The sequence below is a fragment of the Natronorubrum marinum genome (assembly GCF_052040125.1).
In the GTDB taxonomy this organism is placed as follows: domain Archaea; phylum Halobacteriota; class Halobacteria; order Halobacteriales; family Natrialbaceae; genus Natronorubrum.
The window spans coordinates 1,288,265-1,314,153 of record NZ_JBPPFV010000002.1; the positions used below are offsets into that span (position 1 = coordinate 1,288,265).

The 25,889-nt window shown below is 67.8% G+C and carries 27 protein-coding genes; 16 read left to right on the forward strand and 11 right to left on the reverse strand.

The window, feature by feature from the left end:
- Window positions 1-55 precede the first annotated feature (55 nt).
- From gatD to ACSFC5_RS16130, 3 genes are all read left to right on the forward strand, one after another.
- On the forward strand, window positions 56-1,306 hold the full coding sequence (gene gatD / locus ACSFC5_RS16120) for a Glu-tRNA(Gln) amidotransferase subunit GatD (RefSeq protein ID WP_440766252.1): 1,251 nt from the start codon (window positions 56-58) through the stop codon (window positions 1,304-1,306).
- A gap of 134 nt (window positions 1,307-1,440) precedes the next feature.
- Window positions 1,441-2,409 (forward strand): GNAT family N-acetyltransferase, encoded by a 969-nt coding sequence (locus tag ACSFC5_RS16125; protein ID WP_440766253.1) that lies wholly within the window; start codon window positions 1,441-1,443, stop codon window positions 2,407-2,409.
- 150 nt (window positions 2,410-2,559) lie between these two features.
- Complete coding sequence (locus tag ACSFC5_RS16130; protein WP_440766254.1) at window positions 2,560-3,825, forward strand: sulfite oxidase; 1,266 nt, start codon at window positions 2,560-2,562, stop codon at window positions 3,823-3,825.
- A gap of 33 nt (window positions 3,826-3,858) precedes the next feature.
- Here the strand turns inward: ACSFC5_RS16130 and ACSFC5_RS16135 are convergent, their stop codons facing one another.
- From ACSFC5_RS16135 to ACSFC5_RS16145, 3 genes are read right to left on the reverse strand one after another with little or no spacing between them, the layout of a single operon-like run.
- Window positions 3,859-4,140 (reverse strand): ubiquitin-like small modifier protein 1, encoded by a 282-nt coding sequence (locus ACSFC5_RS16135; protein ID WP_440766255.1) that lies wholly within the window; start codon window positions 4,138-4,140, stop codon window positions 3,859-3,861.
- Window positions 4,141-4,171: 31 nt separating this feature from the next.
- Window positions 4,172-5,422 (reverse strand): DUF8167 domain-containing protein, encoded by a 1,251-nt coding sequence (locus tag ACSFC5_RS16140; protein ID WP_440766256.1) that lies wholly within the window; start codon window positions 5,420-5,422, stop codon window positions 4,172-4,174.
- A complete protein-coding gene (locus ACSFC5_RS16145) occupies window positions 5,419-6,660 on the reverse strand; it encodes a DUF8167 domain-containing protein (RefSeq protein ID WP_440766257.1) in 1,242 nt (413 codons plus the stop codon). Before ACSFC5_RS16145 ends, ACSFC5_RS16140 begins: the two co-directional genes overlap by 4 nt.
- A 185-nt stretch (window positions 6,661-6,845) precedes the next feature.
- Here ACSFC5_RS16145 and ACSFC5_RS16150 point away from each other — a divergent pair, with 185 nt between their 5' ends.
- Together ACSFC5_RS16150 and ACSFC5_RS16155 are read left to right on the forward strand one after the other, a co-directional pair.
- Window positions 6,846-7,817 (forward strand): patatin-like phospholipase family protein, encoded by a 972-nt coding sequence (locus ACSFC5_RS16150; protein ID WP_440766258.1) that lies wholly within the window; start codon window positions 6,846-6,848, stop codon window positions 7,815-7,817.
- 50 nt (window positions 7,818-7,867) lie between these two features.
- Window positions 7,868-9,055: an NAD-binding protein gene (locus ACSFC5_RS16155; RefSeq protein ID WP_440766259.1), complete on the forward strand. Its 1,188-nt coding sequence runs from the start codon at window positions 7,868-7,870 to the stop codon at window positions 9,053-9,055.
- Between the two features lie 39 nt (window positions 9,056-9,094).
- Here ACSFC5_RS16155 and deoC read toward each other — a convergent pair whose 3' ends face one another.
- Window positions 9,095-9,730, reverse strand: coding sequence for a deoxyribose-phosphate aldolase (gene deoC, locus ACSFC5_RS16160; RefSeq protein WP_440766260.1), 636 nt, complete (start codon window positions 9,728-9,730; stop codon window positions 9,095-9,097).
- Between the two features lie 72 nt (window positions 9,731-9,802).
- Between deoC and ACSFC5_RS16165 the strand changes: the two genes are divergently transcribed.
- The 5 genes from ACSFC5_RS16165 (at window position 9,803) to ACSFC5_RS16185 (ending at window position 13,953) form a co-directional block, all read left to right on the forward strand.
- On the forward strand, window positions 9,803-10,780 hold the full coding sequence (locus tag ACSFC5_RS16165; RefSeq protein ID WP_440766261.1) for a ribose 1,5-bisphosphate isomerase: 978 nt from the start codon (window positions 9,803-9,805) through the stop codon (window positions 10,778-10,780).
- Window positions 10,781-10,916: 136 nt separating this feature from the next.
- Window positions 10,917-11,738, forward strand: coding sequence for a DUF63 family protein (locus ACSFC5_RS16170; protein ID WP_440766262.1), 822 nt, complete (start codon window positions 10,917-10,919; stop codon window positions 11,736-11,738).
- Between the two features lie 38 nt (window positions 11,739-11,776).
- A complete protein-coding gene (locus ACSFC5_RS16175; protein WP_440766263.1) occupies window positions 11,777-12,655 on the forward strand; it encodes an ATP-dependent ribose-1-phosphate kinase in 879 nt (292 codons plus the stop codon).
- Between the two features lie 140 nt (window positions 12,656-12,795).
- Entirely contained in the window at window positions 12,796-13,098 is a 303-nt protein-coding gene (locus tag ACSFC5_RS16180; protein WP_440766264.1) for a HalOD1 output domain-containing protein, read from the forward strand.
- A 126-nt stretch (window positions 13,099-13,224) separates the two neighbouring features.
- Window positions 13,225-13,953, forward strand: coding sequence for a guanosine phosphorylase (locus ACSFC5_RS16185; protein WP_440766265.1), 729 nt, complete (start codon window positions 13,225-13,227; stop codon window positions 13,951-13,953).
- A gap of 96 nt (window positions 13,954-14,049) precedes the next feature.
- On the opposite strand, the gene ACSFC5_RS16190 is transcribed toward ACSFC5_RS16185, so the two are convergent.
- Window positions 14,050-14,877 (reverse strand): HNH endonuclease, encoded by an 828-nt coding sequence (locus ACSFC5_RS16190; RefSeq protein ID WP_440766266.1) that lies wholly within the window; start codon window positions 14,875-14,877, stop codon window positions 14,050-14,052.
- A 136-nt stretch (window positions 14,878-15,013) separates the two neighbouring features.
- Here ACSFC5_RS16190 and ACSFC5_RS16195 point away from each other — a divergent pair, with 136 nt between their 5' ends.
- Window positions 15,014-15,652, forward strand: a complete 639-nt coding sequence (locus ACSFC5_RS16195; RefSeq protein ID WP_440766267.1) for an amphi-Trp domain-containing protein — start codon at window positions 15,014-15,016, stop codon at window positions 15,650-15,652.
- Between the two features lie 3 nt (window positions 15,653-15,655).
- Here ACSFC5_RS16195 and ACSFC5_RS16200 read toward each other — a convergent pair whose 3' ends face one another.
- On the reverse strand, window positions 15,656-16,390 hold the full coding sequence (locus ACSFC5_RS16200; protein WP_440766268.1) for a DUF547 domain-containing protein: 735 nt from the start codon (window positions 16,388-16,390) through the stop codon (window positions 15,656-15,658).
- A gap of 115 nt (window positions 16,391-16,505) precedes the next feature.
- On the opposite strand from ACSFC5_RS16200, the gene ACSFC5_RS16205 reads away from it, so the two are divergent.
- From ACSFC5_RS16205 to ACSFC5_RS16215, 3 genes are all read left to right on the forward strand, one after another.
- Window positions 16,506-17,531 (forward strand): AI-2E family transporter, encoded by a 1,026-nt coding sequence (locus ACSFC5_RS16205; protein WP_440766269.1) that lies wholly within the window; start codon window positions 16,506-16,508, stop codon window positions 17,529-17,531.
- Between the two features lie 12 nt (window positions 17,532-17,543).
- Window positions 17,544-17,720 (forward strand): hypothetical protein, encoded by a 177-nt coding sequence (locus ACSFC5_RS16210; RefSeq protein ID WP_440766270.1) that lies wholly within the window; start codon window positions 17,544-17,546, stop codon window positions 17,718-17,720.
- Between the two features lie 91 nt (window positions 17,721-17,811).
- Entirely contained in the window at window positions 17,812-18,780 is a 969-nt protein-coding gene (locus ACSFC5_RS16215; RefSeq protein WP_440766271.1) for an AAA family ATPase, read from the forward strand.
- Here ACSFC5_RS16215 and ACSFC5_RS16220 read toward each other — a convergent pair.
- The 5 genes from ACSFC5_RS16220 to ACSFC5_RS16240 are packed head-to-tail and all read right to left on the reverse strand — an operon-like array spanning window position 18,766 to window position 24,902.
- Window positions 18,766-20,157: a hypothetical protein gene (locus ACSFC5_RS16220; protein WP_440766272.1), complete on the reverse strand. Its 1,392-nt coding sequence runs from the start codon at window positions 20,155-20,157 to the stop codon at window positions 18,766-18,768. The genes ACSFC5_RS16215 and ACSFC5_RS16220 overlap by 15 nt on opposite strands.
- Window positions 20,154-21,488 (reverse strand): DUF58 domain-containing protein, encoded by a 1,335-nt coding sequence (locus ACSFC5_RS16225; RefSeq protein WP_440766273.1) that lies wholly within the window; start codon window positions 21,486-21,488, stop codon window positions 20,154-20,156. Before ACSFC5_RS16225 ends, ACSFC5_RS16220 begins: the two co-directional genes overlap by 4 nt.
- Window positions 21,485-22,171 carry a DUF7269 family protein gene (locus tag ACSFC5_RS16230; RefSeq protein WP_440766274.1) on the reverse strand — a complete coding sequence of 229 codons (687 nt, stop codon included), beginning with the start codon at window positions 22,169-22,171 and terminating at the stop codon, window positions 21,485-21,487. The genes ACSFC5_RS16225 and ACSFC5_RS16230 overlap by 4 nt, the downstream gene beginning before the upstream one ends.
- Complete coding sequence (locus ACSFC5_RS16235; RefSeq protein ID WP_440766275.1) at window positions 22,168-23,817, reverse strand: DUF4129 domain-containing protein; 1,650 nt, start codon at window positions 23,815-23,817, stop codon at window positions 22,168-22,170. Before ACSFC5_RS16235 ends, ACSFC5_RS16230 begins: the two co-directional genes overlap by 4 nt.
- Entirely contained in the window at window positions 23,814-24,902 is a 1,089-nt protein-coding gene (locus ACSFC5_RS16240) for a M48 family metallopeptidase (protein ID WP_440766276.1), read from the reverse strand. Before ACSFC5_RS16240 ends, ACSFC5_RS16235 begins: the two co-directional genes overlap by 4 nt.
- Before the next feature lie 177 nt (window positions 24,903-25,079).
- On the opposite strand from ACSFC5_RS16240, the gene ACSFC5_RS16245 reads away from it, so the two are divergent.
- Window positions 25,080-25,412 carry a hypothetical protein gene (locus ACSFC5_RS16245; protein ID WP_440766277.1) on the forward strand — a complete coding sequence of 111 codons (333 nt, stop codon included), beginning with the start codon at window positions 25,080-25,082 and terminating at the stop codon, window positions 25,410-25,412.
- A gap of 81 nt (window positions 25,413-25,493) precedes the next feature.
- Window positions 25,494-25,784, forward strand: a complete 291-nt coding sequence (locus ACSFC5_RS16250) for a hypothetical protein (protein ID WP_440766278.1) — start codon at window positions 25,494-25,496, stop codon at window positions 25,782-25,784.
- The last annotated feature ends 105 nt before the right edge of the window (window positions 25,785-25,889 follow it).

Genomic DNA, 25,889 nt, shown 5'->3' on the forward strand with positions numbered 1-25,889 from the left:
GTCGCGGGCGCGCCGAAAGCGTGCCTTCAAGTCCGACCCCGCGCAACGCCACCACATGAACCCAGGCGATCGCGTTCGCGTCGACCGCGCGGATCGCACGTACGAAGGCGTGTTGCTCCCCTCGAGTACCGACGACCACCTCGTCGTCAAACTCGAGGGCGGCTACAACGTCGGCGTCGACCGTGACGGCGCCGACGTCGAACTGCTCGAAGAGGACGTCTACGAGATCGACGGCGACACCGCGGGTGAGGAGGAGAGCGTCTCCGAGATCGAGTTCGACGACGACCTGCCGACCATCTCGCTGATCTCGACGGGCGGCACCATCGCGTCGACGGTCGACTACCGCACGGGTGCCGTGACGGCGCAGTTCGACGCCGAGGACGTCCTGCGCGCGGTGCCGGATCTCGCCGGTCGCGCGAACTACCGCGGGAGAGTCGTCGCCAACATCCTCTCGGAGAACATGGAGCCGCCGCTCTGGCAGGACCTCGCGCGAGCCGTCTCCGAGGAGATCGAAGCCGGCGCCGACGGGGTCGTCGTCATGCACGGTACCGACACGATGCAGTACTCCGCCTCGGCGCTCGCCTTTATGCTCGAGACGCCCGTCCCGATCGTCTTCACGGGGAGCCAGCGCTCGGCCGATCGGCCCTCCTCGGACAACGTGATGAACGCCGTTTCCGCCGTCGAGACGGCTAAGAGCGACTGCGCGGAAGTGCTGGTCTGCATGCACGGCTCCGAGAGCGACGACGTCTGTGCGCTGCATCGCGGGACGCGCGTTCGCAAAAACCACACCTCGCGTCGCGACGCCTTCGAGACCGTCGGCGCGGAGCCGCTGGGCGAGGTCGAGTACGAGACGGAGGCAGTCACGTTCCGCCGCGAGTATCAGGAACGCGATGAAGTCGAACTGGAACTCGCCGAGACCCTCGAGAGCGACGTCGAGTTGGTCAAATTCACGCCTGGGATGGACCCCGCCTTCCTCGACGTCGTCGAAGGGGCGGCGGGCTTGGTTATCGAAGGCACCGGGCTCGGCCACGTCCACACCGACCTGATCCCGCGTATCGAGGAGTTGATCGAAGACGGGACGACGGTCGTGATGACGAGCCAGTGTCTCGAGGGCCGAGTCTGTGACCGAGTCTACGACACGGGTCGGGACCTGCTCGAGGCCGGCGTCGTCGAGGCCGGCGACACCCTGCCTGGAACGGCGAAGGTAAAACTGATGTGGACGCTCGAGCACAGCGAGGACGTCGAAGAGGCGATGGGAACCTCGCTGGCCGGCGAGATTCAGGAGCGGTCGGTTCCCTGGGAGTAGCCGCGAAATCGACCGTCCCGACAGCGGCTCAAGGCGGACGCTCCGTCCCGTCGCCGGTATGCGATTTCACGGCACGCTGTGTCCGTCTGAAAAACGCTTTCCCGCGTGACTTCCTCAGGTGCGTTCACCGAACCATGGTTCCCAATCTGGAGACCGAAACGCCGGTCGAGATCCGCCGGGCGACCCACGACGACTACGAGGCCGTGGTCGACTTTACGAGCGACATCTGGCCGGATCGCGGCGGCGACTACATCCCGAAGGTCTACCACGAGTGGCTCGAGGACGACGGCGACGAGGACAGGAAAACGTTCCTCGCAACGGTCGATGGCGAGGCCGCAGGCATCGTCCAGGCCGTCATGCTCACCCCCGACGAGGCCTGGTTTCAGGGGATGCGCGTCTCGGCCGACCACCGGCGACAGGGCGTGAGCCAGCGGCTGACCAAGGCCTGCTTCGAGTGGGCTCGCGAACGCGGGGCGACGGTCGGTCGGATCATGATCTTCTCGTGGAACGCGGTCTCGATCGGGGCCGCCCGCTCGAGCGGCTACGAGCCGATCACGGAGTTCCGATTCGCCCACCCCGATCCGGATCCCGATGCCGAGGGACCGTATCACGTCTCGAGCGATCCGACGGCCGCCTGGCGCTACTGGACCCACAGCGACGCTCGCGAGCACCTGGCAGGGCTCGGTCTTGATCCCGAGGAGTCGTGGGCCGTCCGCGAACTCACGCGCGAGGACTTCGAGCGCTTCGCCGACGAGTCGGCAGTGTTCGCCGTCGCGGGCGACGACGGACTCGCGGGGGCGGCCTACCGGAGCCGAACGTACGAGCGAACCGTGGGGAACGATGACGAGGACAGTTCGAGCGGGAGCGACGCCGAACCCGAAACCGAGACGTGGGCCGAGTACGGCGTCGGCGCGTGGGAGGACGTCGACGCCGCCCGCTCGTTGTTCGCGGCGATCGCTCGAGACGCCGCCGACTGCGGGGCCGACGAGATCCGCGTCCTGATCCCCGAAACCGCCCGGTACGTCTGTGACGTCCCCTACGCCGGTGCAGGAATCTCCGAGGAGCCGGATTTCGTGCTCGGGATCGATCTGACCGCCGACTGACGGCCCGGCGAACCGTCGGCTTCAGTCACTTCGGGAGGTCGATCATCGATCCACTTGCGTTTTTGAAGTCATTCCGAGGTGCGAATCGTTCAGCGGTACTGACGGATGGGGTACCACTACTTAGTGCGTGCTAGCGTGGATGACGGCGAAATGGTCGTCGAAACCCCGCGGGAGGGCCGCCACGACGAGATCGAGGCGATAGTGGACGCGAAAGACGGCGGCGTGAAACCGGTACGAGACGAGGCGGACAAGTACACGGTCGTCGGTGCAGCCGCGCGGGAAACCTTCGCGAACTGGTTGACGCCCGTCGAGGAGCACTTCGTCTGCCACCGGAACGATATCCCGGACGGCGACGCCGACGCGTGGACCGTCTCGCTCACCGGACGGGTCGAGGCGGAGCTTTCGATAGGCGAAATCGAAGACCGGTACCCCGCCGTCGCGGTCGCCCACACGATGGAGTGTGCGGGGAACGGCCGCGGGCAACACGACCCCGAAACGGGAAGCGTCCAGTGGGGGTTCGAGGCCGCCGCCACCGCGATATGGACCGGCGCGCCGCTCGAGTCGATCCTTCGCGATCACGGCGTGGAGTCCGCGGAGGGAACGTGGCTGACCGCGGTCGGCGGGGATCCCGCCGACGGGGACGACGTCTTCGCGCGGTCGATCCCGCTCGAGAAAGCGATCGACGACTGCGTCCTCGCCTACGAGATGAACGGCGAGGAGCTCCCGCGGGAGCACGGCTATCCGGTTCGGTTGATCGTTCCCGGCTGGTACGGCGTCAACAACGTCAAGTGGGTCGAAGAGCTCCGAGTCGCGGACGCGATGGTGGTACAGGGCTCGCTCGACCGTCCGGGCGAGCACGCCTACTGGCAGCAGGAGGCCTACCGGATCCACCCTCGAGAGACCGATCCCGCGACGAACGAGACGATCGAGGCGGTCGATACCTGGGAGCAACTCGAGGGCGGGGTCGACCATCCCTACACGTTCGACGCGAACGTGATGTCGGTGATCGGGACGCCGGACGGCGAGTCACCCGCGACGCCGAAAGCGGACGGAACGGTCGAAATTCGGGGTGTCGCCTGGGCGGGCGACGACGCGGTCGACCGCGTAGAGGTCTCGGCCGACGGCGGCGAAACGTGGGACGACGCGGAGTTGTTCGGCCCCGACTACGCCGGCGCGTGGCGGCTGTTTCGGTACGACTGGAACGCCGAGCCCGGACGCCACTCGCTCGTGTCGCGTGCGACCGACGAACTCGAGCGACGACAGCCGGCGACCATTTCCGCGCCCGACGCCTGGCGCAAGGCCCTCGAGAACGACGAGTATCCTTGGAACGAGGGCGGGTACGCCGCGAACGCCTACGAACCGAACGGCGTGGCGGTCGAAGTCGGTTCCGCAGCCGACTCCGACGGAACCGAGTGAGCCGGATTGAACAAACCGCGGCGCGGCAGGGTGTTATCCGCCGCTAACCGGCGGAAACAGCGCCAGTTCGTCTCCGTCCTCGAGTACCGTCTCGAGACCCTCCTCCTCGACTAAGACGTTCGTTCCGTTGCGAAGCACGTTGATCTGGGATCGCAACTCGCCGTCCTCCAGGACGCGCGCCTCGAGCTCGGATCGGTCCGCGACGAGTTCCTCGAGGGCGTCTCCGACGGTGTCGCCGGCCGACGCGTCGACGGTGACGTGTTTGTCGCCTGCGCGCTCCGCGAGGTCGGCGAACAGCTTCCACTCCGTGGGCATACGTGGCGATATCGGTGCCGACGGCAAGTAGCTACCGCTCCCGCGTCCGGTTCGCCGGTGACTCCGGCACCGACTCCCCGTCGGAACGAGCCGTCGAGTCGATCCCCGACTCCCGCTCCAGTTCGGACACCCGTCGCAGCGCCTCCGGACGGCCCAGCACGTACGCCGTGTCCCCGGCCTCGAGTCGGGTCTCCGCGTCGGGTAACGCGAGGTGGTCGTCGGCGTCGGACGCCGATTCGCCGCGCTCGACGGCGACGACGAGCACCGGGAGCGAGCCGACGGTCGCCCCCTCGAGTCCGTCGCCGGCCGCGACGGGCAGCGTGGTCACCGTCTCGTCGGCCGCCCGCAGGAGGGAGACGAGGTCGCGCTCCGCGCCCGGACTCCGGGGAAGCGTCACGAGTCGGTGGGCGGCGTCGGACTCGAGCGCCCGCGCGTCGTCGGCGTCGATGGCGACGGTCGCGATATCGTCGACCACGCCGCGGAGTTCGCCGCCGGTCACCCGTCGCAGCGAGTCGCCCTCGCGTCGCCAGATGCGGACCGCGTCGCCCGGGCTGGCGTCGGGTGCGGGGTCGCCCCGGATCGCGACGGCGACGCTGCCCGGCGCGAGCGTCGGCCCGATTCCGGCCGGCCGACTGCCGAGTCCGAGGTAGTCGATCGTGCCGTCATCGGCGAACTCGACGTCGACGTGGCCGATCCCGTAATCGCGTTCGAGACGGGCGATCAGCCGCTCACGGAGTCGATCGGTGGTGAGTCGTCGCGGGAGAAGGAACGTCTGGCCCGCGAGTTCCGCCTTCGTCGACGCGTCGACGGGATCGTAGCCGTCGACGTCCTCGATCGTTTCCGGGAGTTCGACGGAGACGACGCGACCGGCCGACCGAACGAGTTGGCCGACCTCGGTCATCGTCCGCGGCGCGGTCATCGAGAACACGTTCTGTGAGAGGTGATCGCCCAGTCGCCGACCGGCGTCGGCGGCGATCGCGCTCGCGACGAACGCCGCGACGGTGTAGACCGCGGTGCTCGGCTCGAGCAATCCCGTATCGCCGATGATCGCGTCCTGAAGCGCCGTCTTCGTGTTGAGCCAGATCGCGACCATCGAGACGCCGAGCAGGATTCCGACCCCCTCCGGAATCTCGTCGGCGCTGTACCAGCGGAAGACGAACGCCGCGCTCGCGGCCGTGCCGGCGGCGAGCAGTCCGAATCCGAGGATTCGAACGACGACGTCCAGCAGCGTCTCCGCGGTGATCATCTGGGCGACGACGGAATCGACGAGCGTGGCACTCATCTGGCGATCGCCTCCGCGAACGCCTCGGTCGGCGCTTCGGGCCCCGCGACGAACACCTCGTCGCCGGCCTCGAGTCGCCGTTCGATTCCGGGTCCAAATACCCAGCCGTGGCGACGACCGCTCGTCTCGCTCCCCTGTCGGCGAACGGCGAGCACGGTCACGTCCGTCGACGAAACGGCCTCGTCAGTGGCGCCGGTCGCGCCGACGGTGATGCGACGGATCACGTATCCGGCCCGCCTAACCAGCGCGAACGCCTCGAACTCGCGGCTGGTTCCGCGCGAGCGAACCCGGATCCGCGGCGACTCGGTCTCGAGCAGCGCTTTGGTGTCTCGACGGGCGACGGCGACGGTAACGCGCCCGACGCCGCCGGCGCTCGCGGTGGTCGGACCCGCCGGGAGGTCGGAGTCGGTCGCTTCCTCCCCGCCGTCGGTGACCGGCGTTTCGGACCCGTCGTCGTCGGCGGCCTCGGCGTGTTCCTCGTCGATCTCCGTCCGGGCGCTCAGGACCGATCCGGAAATCGTTCGCTCGCCGGCGCGGACGATCACTTCGTCCCCGCGGGCCAGTCCCGTCGGAACCAGCGTCGCGAGCGAGACGGCGCGCTGTCCATCCGGAACGCGCCGCGAGAGGCCGCCCGACGGCGGTGCTGCGACGATCGTCGCGCGGGCCTGTTCGTCGATCGTCACGTCGATATCGGCCAGGTCGTGATCCGTCCGCAGACGTTCCTCGAGGCGGATCTCGAGTTCCGAGAGCGGGATGTCCGCGGGAAGCTTCCACGAGCCGTTCTTCAACGTCTGGCTGAGCACGGGCGGCAGGGGCGGATAGCCCTCCATGTTGCGGATTTCGCCGGCGGGACGGACCGTAACCTGCCCCATCGTTCCGACGAGTTCGACGACGTCGGCCGAGAGCGTGCGCTGGCGGAGCGAGGCAAAGGAGAGCCGACGCGGGAGTTCGGAACCGAGTTTGTCGCCCTGATTGTGCGCGTAGAGCGCGAGCATGAGGACGACGAGGACGGCCACCAACAGCCGCGGCGACTGCGCGATGGTCGGTTCGACGAGACCCAGCAGGCCCCCCTGCACGCTGGCGATCGAAAGCGCGAGGACGACGACACCGAACCCCGGCAGCGTGACGCCGGTAAAGTAGCGCACGAGAAAGCCGAGCGAGCCGGCGACGAAGGCGGGAACGATTCCCGTCAGGAGGCCGAGATAGAGCCCGAGCAGGACTTCGACCGGAAGCGTCATTGGTGGCGACAGGCCCGGGAGCGATAAAGGCGTACCGACACCGGATGCGTGTTGGAGGCGTATCGACGCCGAGAGCGCGTTTTCGGCTCGAGTGCGACCGCAGTGACTCGTCACTGGACTCCACCGCCACAAGCGACCGATATCAGGCCGAACGAACTTGGCGACGGACGCAGAACAGCCGCGAAATGAGCGCGAATTCCGACTCGACGTCCGTCGCCATCGCCTGTCAGGGGGGTGGCAGCCACACCGCCTTCACCGCCGGCGTCCTCGATCGTCTGCTGAGCGACCCCGCCCTCGAGCGCGAGATCGATATCGTCGGCTTCAGCGGCACCTCCGGCGGCGCCGTCTGCGCGCTGCTCGCGTGGTACGGCCGCGAACACCCCGATTGCGAACCGGGCAACTTGCTCGCCGACTACTGGGCCGATCTGGCGGCCGAAGGGCCGATCGACCGCGCGGCCAACGGCGCGATCCGCTGGACCAGCCAACTCGAACGGATGGGCGTTCCGCTCCCCGACGTCAGCCCGTACCACTCCCCGGCCGCCTCCTGGGGGAAGCGGGAGTTTCTGGACCTGCTCGAGCGCCACGTCGACTTCGAGGCGATTCCGCGGCTGCTGGACGGGACGGAGCCGGCGCTGTTGATCAGTGCGATCGACGTGCTGACCGGCGAGTTCGCGCTCTTCCGCGAGGACGAGCTCTCACCGGAGGCGATCCTGGCGTCGGCCGCGATTCCGTACGCTTTCACGGCCGTCGAGGTCGACGGCAGCTACTACTGGGACGGCCTGTTCTCGAAGAATCCGCCGGTCAAGGACTTCGTGACGAACCGCGAGACGACGGATCCCGACGAGATCTGGGTCGTCGAGATCAACCCGGAGCGGCGCGACCGCGTGCCGAAATCGTCCGACGGCATCGCCGACCGGCGCAACGAACTCGCGGGGAACAAGTCGCTCAACGCCGAGGTGAGCTTTCTCGAGCACGTCAACGACTGGATCGAGGCGGGCTACCTCCCCGAGACGTTCACCCACACCGAGATCGAACGGATCCGGTTCGAACGGTCGGATCTGGGCTGGCGGACGAAACTCGAGCGCAGCCCCGAGTTCGTCGAGTCGCTGTACGCCGACGGCGAGGATGCGGCTGAAGCGTTCCTCGAGGTCCGATGAAACCGTCCGAAGACGGAGCCGTTAACTAACGTCGCCGCACACCGGTGGGTATGGCAGAGGTCCGAGCGTGGCAAGATCGGCTGCCCGACAACTGGCGACGGATCCTCTCGACCCGGGCAGCCGTCGCGCTCGCGCTGATCGTCGCGCTGCTCTCGGTTGCGACCGCGATCGTCAACATCGGAACCGACGTCGTCTCCGGTCCGCTCGCACCGTACGTCCCAGAAGCCGTTCAGGACACGGCCGGCTTCACCGGCGCGCTGACGGGGTTCATGATGGTCGGCGGCGCGCTCGCGTTGCGTCGCGGACTCCGCGTCGGCTGGTGGGCGACGTTCCTGCTCCTTCCGTTGACCGCGGCACAGGGGCTCCTTCAGGCAAGCATCTACTCGCTGCCGTTGATCATCCTCTCGCTCGTCTCGATGCCGGTGCTCCTCGTCAGTCGAAAGCGGTTCAGGAAGCCGCTCAAACTCGGGACGACCGAGATCGCAGCTGGCTCGGCCCTACTCGGCGTGCAGCTGTACGGGACCATCGGCGGCTACGCCCTTCGGGATCACTTCGAGGGCATCGACAGCATCCTCGACGCCTTCTACTTCACGCTGATTACCTCGAGTACGGTCGGCTACGGCGATATCACGCCGGATCCAGACTCGACGGAGGGACTGCTGTTCACGATGTCCGTCCTCGTCCTCGGCGTGGCCAGTTTCGGTATCGCCGTCGGGGCGCTGGTCGGACCGGCGATTCAGGCGCGGATTACGAAAACACTCGGAAAGATGACCGACTCACAGCTCGAACTCCTCGAGGACCACATTCTCGTCCTCGGCTACGGCGAACTGACGGGACCGATCGTCGACGAACTCGCGGCCAGCGACCGGGATTTCGTCGTCGTGACGAACAACCGGGACGTGGCACCCGATCTCTCCGATCGAGAGATCCCGGTGATCACCGCGGATCCGAGCGACGAGGATCCGCTCCGACGGGCGAAGATCGAGCGCGCGAGCGCGATTCTGGTCGCCACGAACCACGACGCCGAGGACGCGCTCTCGATTCTCACCGCACGGAACCTCGCACCCGAGACCCGAATCGTCGCCGCCGCGACCGACCGCGAGAACACCGAGAAACTCGAGCGCGCTGGCGCGAACGCGGTGATCAGCCCCTCGGTGCTGGGGGGGCACCTGCTGGTTCGGTCGGCGCTCGGCAGCGACGACAGCGAGCTGATCGATCGGATTATCGGCGACAACTAGGTTTCAGAACAGTCTGGGCCGGTGACGGAGCACTCGATCCTACTCCGGCGCACCCTCGAGAATGGCGACCCCGCTCGAGGCCCCGATCCGTTCGGCGCCGGCCTCGAGCATGGCCATCGCTTCGTCGTAGCTGCCGACGCCGCCGCTGGCCTTGACGGGGCGGTACTCGCTCATGAGTTCGACGTCCGCTACTGTGGCCCCGCCATCCGCAAAGCCAGTAGAGGTCTTGACCATCGAGGCGTCGGCCGCGACGGCGGCCTCGCAGGCGCGGCGTTTCTCCCCGTCAGTCAACAGCGCCGTTTCGATGATCACCTTGACGGGAATCGGCACCGCGGCGACGAGTTCGGCTAACTCAGCTCTGACGGCGTCGTCGTCGCCCGCCTTCAGCCGACCGATATTGATCACGACGTCGAGTTCGTCGGCGCCTGCCTTCCAGGCGAGGACGCCCTCCCGCCGTTTCACGTCGTGATCGTTCTGCCCGTGGGGGAAGCCGATCACCGTCGCGAGCGTGACGTCGGGCGCGTAGTCGTCGGCCTCCTCGAGGGCGTACGGCGGGATACAGGCGTTCATGCCGTGTTCCTTCGCCTCGTCGAGGACGGTTCGAACGTCGGCCATCGTGGTCTCGGGGCCGAGGACGGTGTGATCGATCATCGGCGCGAGTTCGGTGCGGTCCATACGGGGGGACAGTCGCCGGACCGTCAAAAACCCGCCCGATCACTTTTGGCCGCTCGAGTGCAACCAGTTGGCATGGACGACAGTCTGCCTGCCGTCGATCCGGACGTCGCGGCGACCGCCGCCGACATCGCCGAGATGGAGATTCGCGGCGCGGCGACCATCGCCGACGCGGCCGCCGAGGCGCTCGCGAGACAGGCCGAGCGCTCCGAGGCCGCGAACCCGAGGGAGTTTCGCCGCCAGCTTCGCGCCGCCGCGAAGACGCTCTACGAGACCCGACCGACCGCGGTGAGTCTGCCGAACGCGCTCCGGTACGTCCTCCGCGGGATGAGCGGCGACACCGTCTCGGAGCTGCGGGCGTCGACTATCGCCCGCGCCGAGGAGTTCCAGGTGGATCTGGCCCAGGCCCAGTCGAAACTCGGCGAGATCGGCTCGAACCGGTTGCGCGACGGCGACGTGGTGATGACCCACTGCCACTCGACGGACGCCCTGTCCTGCCTCGAGGCGGCCATCGACGACGGCAAGGAGATCGAAGCGATCGTCAAAGAAACCCGACCCAGAAAGCAGGGTCACATCACGGCGCGCCAGTTACGCGAGTTGGGGGTGCCGGTGACGCTGGTCGTCGACAACGCGGCCCGTCGGTATCTCGACAGGGCGGATCACGTGCTGGTCGGCGCGGACAGCATCGCCGCCGACGGCAGCGTGATCAACAAGGTCGGGACCAGCGGGCTGGCGGTCAACGCCCGCGAGCGCGGCGTTCCGGTGATGGTCGCCGCCCAGACGATCAAACTCCACCCGGACACGATGACCGGCCACACCGTCGAGATCGAGATGCGCGCCGAACGCGAGGTCGTAAGCGACGAGGAACGGGCCGATATCGCCGGCGAGCAGGCCGACGACGGACTCGTCGTCGAGAACCCCGCCTTCGACGTCACGCCGCCACGGTACGTCGACGCGATCGTCACCGAGCGTGGCCAGTTCCCGCCGGAGAGCATCGTTATCCTGATGCGAGAGCTGTTCGGCGAGACGACCGGCGAGCCCTGGGCGCCCTGAACGACGGCCGTCGACCGCCGTCAGCGACGAGCGGTGGCGGACGAGACCGAGACGCGACACGGCACCGGAATTGTTTGGTCCGATCGAATAGTTGCCAACCGGAAAGTGTTAGTCGCTGGTGTGTGCCACTACCCGTATGGTATTACCCGAGGGGTTCGTGCTCCCGCCGTGGTACCTCCTCGTTCCGATTCTCGTGGTACTGGCGGGGGTCATCGCACTGCTGTGGGCGCTCGAGCCGCCGGTGACCGATCAGACGGTGCTGGCGTTCGTCCCGTGGATGCTGTTCGGCTCGGCCTTGCACGTCCTCCACCGACTCGAGGCGTTTCCGGACCAGTTCGACGTGCTGTTCGCGACGCCGACCGTCTATCTCGTGACGGCGATCATCGCCGGCGCCAGCTGGATCGTCGGGGTCTTCCTCTATGCGGGCGGGCTGCAGTCGACGATCGAACGATTCGTCGGCGTCGTCGGAACCGCGTTCTTCACCGTCTTCACGATGATCATCCTCAACATCGGCTGGGAGGAGGGGACGTTCGAACTGTTCTGGCCCGTCATTAGCGTCGTCATCGCCGGAGTCGTCACCGCGGTCGCCTGGATCGCGCTTAGCCTCTGGTTCACCGACGTCGCCACGACGACGAGCGCCACCGGGGCACTCGTCGTCTTCGGGCACACCCTGGACGGCGTCTCGACGGCCGTCGGCTACGACGTGCTCGGCGCGAGCGAAGACGTGCCGCTCTCGCAGCTACTCCTCGAGGCCGGCGGGTCCCTGCCGACCGCCGAGTACGTCGGCGCCGGCTGGCTGTTCATTCTCGTGAAAGTCGTCCTGGCGCTCGTGATCGTCGGGCTGTTCAAAGAGTACGTCGAGGAGCGGCCACAGCAGGCGCGAACGATTCTCGCACTGGTCGCCGCGGTCGGACTCGGCCCGGGCGCTCACAACGTTCTGCAGTTTATCGTCACCTAGATTTTTTTCGGGGGGCACCGTCTTCCCGCTAGCATCGCATGGTTCCTACCGTACTCACCGCCGGACACGTCAACTGGGACGTCACCTTGCGCGTCGATCGACTCCCCGAACCCGACGGTGAGGCGACGATCCGCTCACAGCGCCAGTCCGGCGGCGGCAGCGCCGCCAACGTCGCCGCCGCGCTCGCCGGACTCGAGGTCGACACGGGCCTGATCGGGAGCGTCGGCGATGACGACAACGGCCTGCTCGCCAGGCGCGAACTCGAGGAAACGGGCGTCTCGCTGTCGGGACTCCGCGTCGTCGAGGACGCCGATACCGCCGTCAAGTACCTGCTCGTCGACGATACGGGCGAGGTGTCGATCCTCGGCAACGACGGCGTCAACGAGGCCGTTCGACCGTCGGATCTCGACGCATCGCGCATCCGCTCGGTCGACCACGTCCACCTCACGAGCCAACGTCCCGACACGGCTAACGCCATCGCGACCATCGCCTCGGCGGCCGGCGTCACCGTCAGTTTCGATCCCGGTCGACGGGTGGGCGACCGCGACTACGGCGAGACGCTCGCGGCGGCCGACGTGCTCTTCGTCACCGACCGCGAGGCGACGGCGCTCGACGACGACGCCGACTACCGATCGGACGACCAGATCCTCGCCATCACGTCCGGCGACGACGGCGCGGCGGTTCGGACCCCCGACGGTACGTACACTCACCCCGGGTTCGACGTCGAAGCCACCGACACCGCGGGCGCGGGCGACGCGTTCGCGGCCGGCTTCATCGCGTCACGACTCGAGGGTGCGAGCTTCGACCGGGCGCTCGAGTACGCGAACGCCTGCGGCGCGCTCACCGCGAGTCGAGAGGGGGCCCGAAGCGCGCCGACGGCGGTGGAAGTCGACCGATTCCTCACGGACCGATCGTGACCGATATGTATTTAACAGGAAAGACCTCGGTAGATCTCGGCGCGGTCAGTCGATTCTCACCCGTCGTAGTCTGACGGTAATTATATACGCGACGCCGTTGGCCACTCGGATAGAAAGTCACGGAGACGTGACGGAGAGACATGACGGAACGAAGGATCAGCGAGTCCCATGGATGCGAGTTTAAACGCCGCGTCCGGTACGAGCGAGATACGACCGAACCGCCGAGTATCGCAACTGCAACGGCGCTGGCGGAGTTCCACGGTGAAGACGTTGCAGCGACCAGTACCCGACTGTACGACTACATCGATCCCGACGCGCTCGATGCGCTCTTCGCGGAGACACACAGCGGCATCGCTCGAGCGCCGGGCACCGTCGAGTTCACGGTCGAAGACGTGGCCGTGACGGTCGACTCCGACCGGGTGACGGTGGAGCCGGCCGACTGACCGCTGTCCAGCGGCTGGTGGACAGTAGCCAGCGGGGGCGGGACGGGAGTGGCGCAGGTCGCCGGGACGACGAACTCGGGACCCGTCCTCGAACCTTTTTTCTCGCCGCCGCGGAAACGGAAGGGTATGGCAACGCAACCGCACCTGCTGGTAGACGACGACGATCTGACCGATCGGGTTCTCATTCCGGGCGATCCCGGTCGCGTCGACCGAATCGCAAGCCACTGCGACGAGCACGAAACGATCGCCGAAAACCGCGAGTACAAGGTCGTCAACGCGACCTACGAGGGCCAGGAGCTGACGATCTGCTCGACCGGAATCGGCTGTCCCTCCGCGGCCATCGCCGTCGAGGAGCTCGCGAACGTCGGCGTCGAGAACTTCATCCGCGTCGGAACCACCGGCGCGCTCCAGTCGGACATCGAGATCGGCGACATGATCGTCGCGACCGGCGCCGCGAAGAACGAGGGGACCTCGAAGCGCTACGAGGCCGTCGAGTACCCCGCCGTCCCGGACTACGACGTGCTGTCGGCGTTGGTCGACTCTGCGGAGGCAAACAACGAGGAGGTCCACGTCGGCCCCATCGCTTCGGACGACGCCTACTACGCCGAGTCCGACGACGCCGTCGACGACTGGGAAGCCGCCGGGCTCCTCTCGGTCGAGATGGAAGCCGCGGCGGTCTTCTCGCTGGCCCGACGGAAGGGCCTGCGCGCCGGCGCGATCTGTACCGTCGACGGCAACCTCGTCGAGGGCACCCAGAAAGGCACCGACACGGAGGACGACGAACTGCCGGACAAGGCGAAGAACAACGTCGGCCGCGCGATCGATATCGCGCTCGAGGCCACGACCCAACTGTAGCGGTCGCTCGTCTCTGCTTCAAACGCGCGGTTTTTCGTCGAAACGCCGTCCGATAGCGTCCGCTCGATTCCAGACACTCCTCGAAAAACAGGCGTCTCAGTCGTCGGAAAGCCGTGCTGCGAGCGCCGTCGCCCGATCCGTCAGCGCTTCAGTCGTCGTGGACGCATCCTGCAACTCGTCGTTGATCGCCGAGAAGAGCCGCTCGAGCGCCATCTCCCCGTCCGCTCGCTCCCAGTCGGCCGTCTCGCGAGCCTCGAGTCGGCAGGTCGAACACCGATCGCCCTCGAGCGCGTCGAAGCAGCCGTGACAGCGCCCGAGGCCGGCGAGGACCGTTTCGGACCGATCCACGACGGTCCGGAGCGTCGACTGCAGGTCGGTCGCCGAGGCCGCGAACGCATCGACGGACGACCGAACGTCGGCGTCGAACGCCGATTCATCGATCGACCCGAGGCGCTCGAGCTGTGCATCGGCGATGTCGATCGCGAGCAGGACGTCCCGACGGAGCCGGCGATACTCCGCACCGGTGTCATCAGTTGCGGGCTCGCCGGCGGTTTCGGCCCCGGCGAGCGTCGTCGGAAGCGAGGTCGCGAGCGACGCGAACGAAGCGGCGTCCGCGATCGCCCCGCCCTGAGTTCGGGTCGTCTCCCGGACGTGATCGAAGAGGGTCTCCCGCGACGTCAGTGGCTCGAGGGACGTACTCGAGCGGTCTACGGAAGGCGAGGACGAAAGTGACACGAAACAGTCGGTACAGACGGTCACGAGCGCGCTCTCGTGGACCGTCCCGTCGAGCGGCGGGGCACCGACGGGGTGTGTTCTGCAGTCCGTCGGATCGGTCGCATCGCCGACCGCGCCACAGTGTCGACACGTGTGGTCGTCTCGGTCGAAGACGGCTCGCCGGTCGGCCTGCCAGTCGCGGGAAGTCACGAGCGAGCGAAGACAGCGCGACGACAAAAACGCACCGGCTCCGCGGGTGGACGGGAAGAGCGGGGCGTCCAACGGGCGGGACCCAGCCGTCCAACGCCACCTCAACCACTAACCCGTTGGCCGTCGAAGACGACGTATGGCCGATTCGACCGACGACGATGACGACGAGTTCGACGACGAGTTCGAACTCGAGCGCGCGTACGACCGAGACGAACTCGCCGCGGTCTTTCGCGAGTTCGTGTCCGCACTGACGGACGACCAGCCGCTGCAGTTGACCGACGGCGAGCGAACCGCCACCGTCACGATCCCACAGCGGCTAATCGCGGAGTTCGAGGTCGAACGCGACGCCGACGCCGAACCGCCCGTCGCGGAACTGGAGGTCGAACTCGAGTGGGACGACGCCGACGGCTCGAGCGTTCGACTCGAGGAGCACGGCAGCGTGGTCTCCGATAGCGCGGATGACGAGGAAGATGGGAGCGGCGAAGAAGCGAGCGGAAGCGACGACGAGGACGGCGAGAGCGACGACGAATACGTCGAGTCCGAGTCGGACGAGGACACGGTCACGGTACGGGCGGGAGAACGGAGCGGTCGAACCGGACGGTTCGAGATCTACGAGGACCGCGCCGGCGAGTGGCGCTGGCGGTTGGTTCACTGGAACGGGAACATCGTCGCCGACAGCGGCGAGGGCTACACCTCCCGGTCGAACGCCAAACGCGCCGCACGAAGCGTCATGGACACGGCACCGGCCGCGAGTATCGAGGATCTCTCGGACTGACGCTCAGGGCCGAAGCTCCTCGAGTTCGACGTCGAACTCGAGGTCAGGCGGCCCGCTGGCCTTCTCGTACTCGAGCGACGGTCTCGCACCGGCCGAAATCGCGTTGTACTCCCGGAGGAACTCGATAATGCCGCGCGCGCCGCCGAAGTCGCCGCGGTAGCGCCGGAACAGTCGCGGAATGGTGGCGACGTCGCCCTCCGGGTCGTATCCGACGTTCTCCTCTAGGAACCATTCGACGGCGATATCTAACTCCGCGTCGACGTCGGTCGGCGAGTAGACCGTCACCGGCGGACAGTGCTCGGCGCCGTGACTGATCGCGAAGTGGATCCGCGGATCGCACGCGGACAGTCGAAACTCTCGTTCGAACGACGAGGGGAACAGTCGGGGGAGATAGCCGAGCCCCCAGGGGTGTTTCGAACGCCGAAGCAGCCCGTGTTCGATATCGTTGAGACTCAGCCAGACGCCCCCGATCGGGATCCGATCCCGGGAGACGAACTTCCAGCGCTGAAGCAGACTCCCCTCGAGGGTCAACGGATCCGCCTCGAGGAGCAACTGCGCGTAGGCGTTGTAACAGTTGAGCCAGAAGGCGAGTTTCCCTTCACGGCTGGTAAGCGCCCGTTTCAGGTGGGCCTGCTCGAGCGTCGCGAGGTGGTCTTGCAACCAGTCGGTATCGCCCTCGGTCTTGACCGCGTACAGCAGATCCGCCGAGAGGGAGAGGGGATCGAGCTGGGTCGACATTCAGTGGTATGTTAGCGTACCAGACCCTTGAAGACGTGTGACGAGTGAGTACGACAGTCCCGACGCTGGATATGTCTGGTTCAGTTTTATCCGATAGGTCGTGGTCGAAACCGCTGTGAACCTGAGTAGAGGCTATCTCCTGGCGCTCTTTCTCATCTTCGCGTACCTATCGTGGCAGCTCGTCGCGCCGTTCGCACAGTACGTCCTCGGTGCCATCCTCATCGGATTCGTCCTCTATCCGCTCCAGGGTCGTCTCGAGACCTACGTCTCGTCGACCATCGCTGCGCTCGCGCTCGTGCTCTTCGCGGTGATCGGGTTCATCGTCCCGTTCGTCATCGTCGCGGTGGCGGTCGCCGACGACGTCGCGAACCTGCTCCAGAGTATCGACCCCGAAGCGCTGCAACTGGCGGATATCGAGGACCGGATCGCAGCGGAGACGGGATACGAGGTCGACATCACGGAGCAACTGGCTGGCTCGGCCGAACAGATCGGCACGATAGTGCTCGAGCAGACGACCGCGTGGTTCAGCGCGCTCACCCACGCCCTGATCGGACTCGGGCTCATGCTCTTCGTGCTCTACTACCTGCTCAAGCAGGGTGACGACCTGATGACCTGGCTCCACGAGATGACGCCGCTTCCCGAGGACGTTCAGGACGAACTCTACACCGAACTCTCGGAAGTCATGTGGGCGGTGCTGGCCGGTCACGTGCTGATCGCGGTCGTCCAGGGCGTCATCGCCGGGCTGGGGCTGTTCGCGACCGGGGTTCCGAACGCCGCGTTCTGGACGTTCGTCATGGTGATCCTCGCGCTCATCCCGCTGATCGGCGCGTTCCTCGTCTGGGGACCCGCCGTCGGCTACCTCCTGTTGACCGGCGAACCGGTCCTCGCGGTCGCACTGGCGATCTACAGCACCATCATCGTCGGGGTCTCGGACGACTACCTGCGACCGATCGTCGTCGACCGCTACGCCGAGATCAACCCCGCGATCATCATCCTCGGCGTTCTCGGCGGGGTCTACGCGTTCGGCATCATGGGCCTGTTCTTCGGCCCCGTCATCCTCGGCGCGTTACTCGCGGTCGTCGACGTCATCGACGACAACTACGATCGGCTCGGGGAGGAAGCCGGCACGACCGAAACGTAGCCATCGGACAGTGTGAGCCGAACGACCCGTGGAACCGACACCATCGCGTTGGGTCCCTACACTGTGCTCACGACCTCCGCCGTGCTCACGACCTCCGCTCTGCGCGCCGCAACCGTCACGAAACGGACGCCGAAGGAGGGGGCGTTCGTCCTCAACGGGGACCACGAAACAGCCTACGACAGGCGGTAACCGGGACGATAGGGCGGCCCGAACCCGACCGCGAGTCGTCACGTGTCGATCTCTCGAGAACTATAAGTTCTCGGAGGAACGGATACTCGGTATGTCAGTCCCCGACGCTGCGACGACCGCGGAAGCCGTCGTCGACGAGATCCTCTCCGCGGTCGTCGCCGACCGAACCGTCCTCGAGGAAGTCACCGCTGGATTGCTCGCCCGTGGCCACGTGTTGCTCGAGGACGTCCCCGGAACGGGCAAGACGCTGACGGCCCGTTCGTTCGCCACTGCACTCGGCCTCGAGTTCTCTCGCATCCAGTTTACGCCCGATCTCATGCCCGCGGACGTCACCGGATCGTACGTGTTCGAGGAGGACACGGGCGAGTTCCGCTTTACTCCCGGACCCGTGTTCGCGAACGTCGTCCTGGCCGACGAGATCAACCGCGCGCCGCCGAAGACCCAGTCCGCGCTGCTAGAAGCGATGGAGGAGGGACAGGTAACCGTCGACGGCGAGACGCACGAGCTCCCCGACCCGTTCGTCGTCATCGCGACGCAGAACCCGGTCGAGCAGGAGGGGACGTTCGAACTGCCGGAGGCCCAGCGCGACCGATTCATGATGAAGACCTCGCTCGGCTACCCCGACGCGGACGGAACGCGCGAACTGATCAACCGTCGCGCGGACCGCGACCGACCGGATCCGACCGTCGAATCGGTCGTCGACCGCGAGGCGGTCCTCGAACTGCAACGCGTCCCCGAATCGATTACCGTCGACGGCCCGGTCCGCGACTACATCGGCGAGGTCTGTCGGGCCACGCGCCGGGACGGTCGCGTCGATATCGGCGTCTCGCCGCGAGGCGTCCAGCGGCTGTTCGAAGCGAGTCGGGCGGCGGCCGTCCTCGACGGCCGAGACTACGTGGTACCCGACGACGTCACCCGAATCGCCGGCCCCGCGCTCGCTCATCGACTCGTCTTGCATCCCGAAGCGAGCGTTCAGGGAACCGCTCGTCGCGCAGTGATCGAGTCCGTACTGGACGACGTCGACGTTCCGTCGATGAAGCCGCCCTCACCGGAGCAGTAACCGCGCGCCGACGGCGATCGTCACGACGGCAGTGAGGACCCCCGCCGTCGCCGGCACCGACAGCGTCGGAGAAACGACCGTCGCCAGCCACAACCCGCCTGCGGCGACGGGAACGGTGACCGTTGCGACGACACCGCTCCAGCCGATCCGGGCGAGCTGTGGCCGTCGCGACGCGCCCGCCGAGCCGATCTCTCGCTCGAGAACCCGCCCGTAACGGCCGACGTCGTACGCGAACAGCCCCGCCGCGAGTGCGACGAGCGACGGCACGGCCGTCCGGGCTGCCTCGACCCCCGTGGCGGCCGGGTCGGTACTCGTGGCGATAGCGACGACACCGACCGCGAGCCCGGCGGCGATCGCGCTCGCGGGATCGGGGGTGCCGACCGTCTCCATCGTTTTGGCGTACCACCACAGCACGAACCATCCGCCCCCGAGAACGACCGCCGTCGCCCCGAACAGCATCGCGGCGTCGCCCGATCCGATCGGACCGGCGCGAGTACCGATACCAGCTGCCACAGCGGACGCTCCGACCCCGAACGCGGATCCGACGACGACCGCGACGACGGCGTTCCCTCGCTCGTCCGTTCGGTACCACGAGTTCCGGGCGACAGCGCCAAGAACGGTGAGCACAGCCCCCGAAACAGCTATCACGACGATCAGTCCGCGAACGACGGTACTGCCAGCGATCCCTTCGAGGAGCGACTGGATCGGTGGCACGAACGCGGCGACCAGCGCCGTCAGCACGAGCACGACGAGCAGCAGGATCACGCCGATCACGAGCCGCCAGAGCAGCAGTCTTCGCAGCGCAACGTGTACGTCCCGGCGTCGCGGTTCGGTGAACGCAGCCGAGGGGACGACGAGCAGGCCGCCGGCCAGGAGGAGGCCGGCGACGACGATCCAACCGAGCAGGCCGGCGATACCGTGGCCGGTGGCCCACAGCACCGCCTCGAGCATCGGCTGGATACCGCCGATCGTCGCCGTCCAGAACAGGAGAACAACGGCGATACAGGCGGCTATCCCAGCGAACAGCGCGGCCGTTCCCGTACGCAGCACCACGGACTGCGTCGGCCACGCCGCGTCGATGTGCCCGAGGGCGACCCCGACGACCGTTCCCACGAGCAACAGGACGATACCGAGGGTCCCGGTTGCGCTCCCGAAGGCAGCGACCACCCCGAGGACGACCGCTGGAAGTACCGCCGACGCGACCGTCACGCGCCAGAACGAGCCTGCAAACCCGCGTATCGTCGCCGCGAGCGCGAGGCCGGCCACGATACCGACGGCCGCAATCGGATCGTGTACGGTCAGCGCGAGCGCGCCGACGACTGCGGCGAACACGATCGCTCGCGCCGTCGTCGACGGGAGCCGTTCGTCGACGCTCATCGATCACCCGCCTCCCCGATGGCATCGTGCAACACCAGCCCGAGCGGTCGCTCGAGGTGCCAGTCGACGACGCGAGCGCCGGTCGCCCGGACGCGGGCGAGCCGATTCCGTCGATCGAGCGCGTCTAGTCGCGTCGCGACGTCGTCGCCACCGGTGACGTCGGGCGAAATGACGCGGACGGCGTAGCCGCGCGCCCGGAGCGCCTCGACGAGTTCGGCCGGCGCGTCGTCGACGAACGAGGAAAACAGGTACACCTGGGCCTCGCCGGGGAGTAGCTGGGGCAGGGTCTCGAACGGGTCCCCCTGTCGCGTTCGGGCGCTGGTCGTGCCGACGGAGTCGTCTCCCCACGTCGCGCGCAGCAGGTCCACCGCGCGCCGTCGCGTCGTCGGATCGGCCCCCGGTGAAACGGTCGATAGCTGGCGGTCGTGAACGCCGACGACGCCGGTCGGATGGCCCCCCGCCACGAGCGTCTCGAGGGTCCGTTCGGCGGCGGTGCCCGAGAGTTCGATCGCCGGAAGCTGTCCGGTCGTCGCCGCGCGAAACTGGCTGGATCGGGCGTCGACGACGCAGACGATCCGGGTCGCCCGCTCGGCCCGGTACTCGACGGTTGCCAGCTCCCGCGTGCCGGCGTACCGACGCCAGTCGATCGCGCCAACCGGATCGCCCGACTGGTACTCCCGGACGGCGTAGAACTCGACGCCGCTGCCGCCCTCGTCGGTCGGCACCTCGCCGGCGTAATCGTTCGTCCCGCCGCCGAGGGGCACCGTCTCGACGGGCGGCGAACAGCGGACCGTCTCGTCGCCGGCCACGTCCGCCGTCCACGTCTCCGCTACCGTCCCCGTGAGATCGCGGGTCCGGATCGTCGCGTCGTCGAACGCGTGCTCGCCGCGACACAGTTCGACCGCGTACTCGACGGTGGCCTCCGCACCCGGCTCGAGGGTAACGCACGCCCGGGGCGACCCCGAGACCACCGACAGCGTCTCCGGAACGCCGTCGACGACGCGCAGATCGACGATCGGCTCCGAGCCGACGTTCCGGGCGGTCGTTCGCACCGCGACGGTGTCGCCGGGGTCGCCGGAGCAGTCGTCCGCCCCGGTGTCCAAACCGCCTGACTCGCCCTCGGCACCGTCGTCGACGGCGAGTTCCCGCCGGAGACGCACCGTCGCGTCCTGCCGGGTCCCGACGACCGCGGCGACGACGTACCACAGGGGCACCGTGGCAGCGGCGACGAGCAGCTGGCTGCCGACGACGAGACCGGTCCCCGCGAGCGATAACGCGACGACGAGTCCCCACTCGCCGCGGCCGAGTCGGTCGATTTCGCGCTCGCTCACGGGTCCGCCCCCTGCCGATCGGCCGCGCGCGTTCCGGCCTCGACCGCGTCGATCGCCTCGAGCGTGCGCCGCACGCGACGGTGATGGGCCGCACCGGGATCGACCGCGCCGCGCAGTCGCTCGGGGATCGGCTGGCCCAGATCGTCCGCGAGAAACGCCGCGGCGACCGGATCATCGGTCCACGTCCCCGTACGGACGGCCTCGCGAGCCGCCTCGGACTCGAGTCCGCGTCCGGTGCTGACGACGCGAACTGCACCCTCGGCGAGGCGCTCGTGGACCGCCGCGGTCCCGTCGTTCGTCCGACACCGATACCAGCCGCGAGCCGCGGTGTCGAGTCGCCATCTCGTCTCGCGGCCGACCTGCCGCTCGGTACGGGTCGTGGCGGCTTCGGGCGGCGGGCCCTCGACCATCGTCGGGACGGTCGACCGGGCGCTCCCCCACGCCCACCAGAGCGCGGCGATCACGATTGCGACGCCGATCGCCGGAAGCAGGACCGCGAGCGGATACAACAGATCGGCGAACGGTCCCCCGAACGGGACGAACCCGCCGAACAGCACCGTTCCGGCCGCCAGCGTGACGCCGCCCGCGACAAGCGCGACGGCGACGCGCTCGGGATCGACCGAGGCGATCCGACCGGTCAGGTCGCGCCACGAGCCGGTGATCGGTCGGCGACGTCCGCTCATTCAGATCCCTCCTCGCCCTCGTCCGAATCGGCCTCGTGGTCGATCAAGTCGTCCGCCGCGGCCCGCGCCGCTTCGACGCGGTCCGGCGACGGGTCGCGACCGCCGTACTCGACGTCGCGGAAGATCGAGACGAGCCGGGACACGCTCGCGGCCGGGAATCCCGCGGCGAGCGCGTCGCGGGCTACCTGCCCCGGCGTCCGCGTCTCCCGCCTCTCGACGCCCAGTCGATCGAGGAACGCGTGCCACGCCGTTCGGACCTCCGCGCGCGGGCCGCGGGGTGCGAGCGGTTCGTCTGCCAGTTGCGGACGGTCGCGATCGGCCGCGTCCTCGCGCTCGTCGTCGGACCCGAATCGGTCGCGGAACAGCGACCCGACGGCGTTCTCCGATCGGGTCGGCCCGCGGAGGAGCGAGCCGACCGACGGCAGCGTCCCGAACGCGGTGCCGAGCGACGAGAGGGCGGTGCCGAACGAGCGAAGCCCGCCGCCGATGCCGGGACGCGGAATCGAGACCGACGGCATCGGTATCGACGATATCGACGGCAGTCGGAACTGGCTGAACGGATTCGCGCGCCGTCCCAGTACATCCGAAAGCCCCGCGAGCAGATCCGCGAGTCCGACGAAGATCCCGGTCGGGAGGCGATTGCGACGGTGCTCGCGGGTGGCGGCGAAGCGCAGATACGTCACCGCCCCGCCGATGAGAAATCCGGGCCCGAACACGACCAGCGCCGTCAACCGGAGGTAGAGGTTCTCGACGCTCGCCGTCGCGGTTTCCTCGCCGACCTCGACGGAGACCGTCGCCGCGTCGTCGATCGGCAGCCACACTCGCGTCTGGCCGCTGTCGTCGGTCGTCGTCGACCCGCCGCGCTCGAGTGACACCGTCGCGTCCGGGACGGCGGCCCCGTCGGCCGACACCTGAACGGGTGCGGGGGAGCCCGGAAACAGGAACGGGGAGGTGAATTCGATCGCCGGTTCGGCGACGTCGACGGTGCGTTCGCCCTCGACGGGCCCCCGTTCGACGCGGAGGTCGACCGGACGGGCCGCGTCGGGAAGCGGGACCGTCGCCGTCCCGTCCTCGTCGGTGGTCGCGACGGATTCGCCGTCGAGGAAGACCGTCGCGTCGGAGACGGGCGTCGAACCGACCGCGACGGCCACCTCGAGGTCGCGAGCCGGTACGGCCCCGTCGTCGGGTTCGATCGTCGCCGTCGTCTCGACGTCGACCGTCCGCGACTGGTTCGTGTCGGGGACCGTTACGTTCATCTCCTCCGCGTAGGGGACGACGACGCTGATCGAGCCGAACTCCGTCTCCCCGACCGGGTCGCCGTTCACTTCGACCGATTTCTCGTTGAAAGGACCGGTGATGTCGAACGAGACCGTGACGTCGTTCCCCGGTTCGAGATCGCCTTCGATCTCGATACCGCGCGAGCGGTCGTCGGGACCGCCGTCGTCGTCCCGATCGGCGTCGATATCGGTTAGGTCATCGGTGGGGTTCGGCGAGGGCGCGACGGACTCCCAGTCGCCGGCGGACGTCCCACCGTCCGCAGACCCCGGCGACTCGAGTCGGGGATCGGCTGCGGGCAACGCGCTGGCGACGACGAGCAGACAGCACATGCAGCCGAGGGCGAACAGCAGTCGACGCGTTCCCGTCACGATACGCCCTCCAGTTCGGTCGCGATAGCGGAGAGTCGCCGCACCCGTTGCGCCACCGGCGGATGCGTGTCGGCCGAATCGACCGACTCGCGGAACGCGGGCGTGCTCCCCTCGAGCCACGCGGCGATCCGTTCGCGGCGCTGCTCGGACGGGGTCGGTCGCCGAATCGTGGGCAGCGAGGCCGTGTCGCGGCCCGTAACGAGTTCCGAGGGGATGATACACAGAGCGCGGGTTCTGGCCCGCCGAAGGTCCGTCGCCGGGGTTTCCGTCGTCTCGGCGAGCGTCACCAGCGCGGTTGCGAGCGCCAGCGGCGCGCCCGTGATTCGGGCCGCCGCACCGTCGGCTGCGAACTCTCGCGTCTGCGAGAGCGTCCGGGTCGCCCAGTCGGCGACGATCGGGAACAGCCAGATCACGGGTGCAACGAGGACGTACGTCAGCACGACCAGCGGGAGAAACCACTGTAGCGCGACCCGCCCCTGACTCGACAGCGCGCGCCGATCGTAAACCGCCCGCCGTGCGAGCCGCGCGGCGTGATACGTTCGGTCGGCGATCTCCAGAAACAGCGTCGTGATCGTCATCAGCGTCACGTCGCGGTTGGCGATGTGGGCGATCTCGTGGGCGAGGACCGCTTCCAGTTCGTCGGCATCCAGTCGGTCGATCAGGCCCGTCGTGACGACGATCGTCGCGTCGGTCAGCCGACCGATGGTGTAGCAACTCGCCGCCTCGTCGTCGACGACCCGAACGGCCGGTTCGGGGACGTCGACGGTCATCGCCAGTCGTCGCACCGTTCGCGCGACCGCGTGCGATTCGTCACCGTCAGCGCCGCTCGTGCCCGAGAGCACGCGCCGATAGCCGTAATACGCCTGCGCCGCCAGAAACCCGGCGACCAACACCAGAGACGTCGCCCACGAGACGGGCAGGCGGACGAGGTCGACGCTGACGGTCCCGTGCTGGAGCAACACGATGGCACCACCGACGACGCTGGGCAGCAACACGCCGTAGGCCCACAGGAGCGCGAACACGAACAGGGCGTTCATCCCGACGAATACCGCGAGGACGGCACAGATCCGCAACCGGAGACTCATGGAGGGGTATTGGTGTATGCTCTCGAGTCCGTAACTAAAAATTTTCTGTGTGGTATCATATTCCTCGATTACGCATCCGTGAGAGTTCGCGGCCCGTATCGTGCCGACGACGCACCCGAAATCGCCGTTCCACGCGAAGACTACGGCGTTCAAGGACGGCGGCGTCGTACCCCGACCATGCGCGTTCTGACCTACATCTACAACGCCGACACTGCCGCCGAACACGTCGACCGCGTCCTCGAGCGACTCGAAGCTCGCGACGAGGACCTCGAGTACCAGAACGTCGCTGCGGCCGAGAACCGCGACGACGCCGTCCGGGAGGCGACGTTCGCGATTCGGGAGTCCGTCCGGATCGGGCGAGGTCCCGGCGAACTCTACGACGACGAGGGGAGTCCCGACTTCTCCGCCGGCGCCCTCATCACGCAGGCGCCGACGGGTCGGCGAACGATTCACGTGGGGACGGAGGCACTCGAGGCACTCGATACTGACACACCCGACTCCCCCCGGTAGCGTCGTCCGTCCGCTCTCGAGCGAACGGCGCACGGGGGTGTCATCGAACCAACTATACTCGTCGAGAAACTGGTACAACCTATGGCGAGTCGACGGACGCAGATCGCAACCGGATTTCTACTGAGCGGCGGGCTTCTAGCGATTTTCATTGTACTCTCCGTTCCCGAGTTGCCGCTTTCGTCCTGCACTGACGTCGGCTACAGCGGTACCGAGCCGCCGGGTGGGTTCGAGTACTACGAGTTCTATCTGGGATGGGTCGCCTACTCGCCAGACGGCGGCGTAAACCGGTGTGATACGCCGGTTGTAACTATTGCGGTCGGATTACTCGCTCTCGGGAGCGGAATCCTCGCCGTCGACCGCTGGTACCGGTAACTCCGCGTCTGCATCGATCGGTCCGCCCGTGGCGCATCCGAGTCACTCATCGGCGACGATCGAGTCGGCGACGAGCCACGACTCGAGATCCGCGCCGAACCGTCT